Below are 1,080 nucleotides of genomic sequence, written 5' to 3'. Positions count from 1 at the left end.
CATTCGGTACCAACGTCGTGTTGCTCGAAGTGGCCGTCACCGTCAACACCTGTGCATCTTCATCCGTGCCCCCTCCTTCATCGACTGTAAAGGCTATGCCGGTCTTATCTGTGTCTTCATTCGTGCTTTGGTCAGCTATCGTACTGATCGTAGGGTCGTCGTTCACCGCATTGACGGTAAGGTCAAACGTCTCCACCGCACTCGGTGTGCCCGTGCCATTATCCTGTACCGTCACCGTAATGGTGGTCGTGCCGGATAAGTTTGCTGCAGGTGTGATATCAAGGGTTGGACTCAGCACATTCGCCGAGGCGCCTCCATTGTCCGTATAGTTCACCGTAATGTTTGCATTCGGTACCAACGTCGTGTTGCTCGAAGTGGCCGTCACCGTCAACACCTGTGCATCTTCATCCGTGCCCCCTCCTTCATCTACCGTAAAGGATATGCCGGTCTTATCTGTGTCTTCATTCGTGCTTTGGTCAGCTATCGTACTGATCGTAGGGTCGTCGTTCACCGCATTGACGGTAAGGTCAAACGTCTCCACCGCACTCGGTGTGCCCGTGCCATTATCCTGCACCGTCACCGTAATGGTGGTCGTGCCGGATAAGTTTGCTGCAGGCGTGATATCAAGGGTTGGACTCAACACATTCGCCGAGGAGCCTCCATTGTCCGTATAGTTCACCGTAATGTTCCCATTCGGTACCAACGTCGTGTTGCTCGAAGTGGCCGTCACCGTCAACACCTGTGCATCTTCATCCGTGCCACCACCTTCATCGACTGTAAAGGCTATGCCGGTCTTATCTGTGTCTTCATTCGTGCTTTGGTCAGCTATCGCACTGATCGTAGGGTCGTCGTTCACCGCATTGACGGTAAGGTCAAACGTCTCCACCACACTCGGTGTGCCAGTGCCATTATCCTGTACCGTAACCGTAATGGTGGTCGTGCCGGATAAGTTTGCTGCAGGTGTGATATCAAGGGTTGGACTCAGCACATTCGCCGAGGCGCCTCCATTGTCCGTATAGTTCACCGTAATGTTTCCATTCGGTACCAACGTCGTGTTGCTCGAAGTGGCCGTCACCGTCA

At 53.5% G+C, this 1,080-nt stretch carries 1 protein-coding gene; it reads right to left on the bottom strand.

From position 1 onward, the window contains the following. Positions 1-1,080, bottom strand: a 1,080-nt coding sequence (locus tag CHB71_RS18905) for a hypothetical protein (RefSeq protein ID WP_221406770.1), incomplete at both ends; no start/stop codon positions are given.

This window comes from Ekhidna lutea (assembly GCF_900188325.1).
Lineage (GTDB): Bacteria > Bacteroidota > Bacteroidia > Cytophagales > Cyclobacteriaceae > Ekhidna > Ekhidna lutea.
This window is presented reverse-complemented; position numbering and strand designations above follow the sequence as displayed.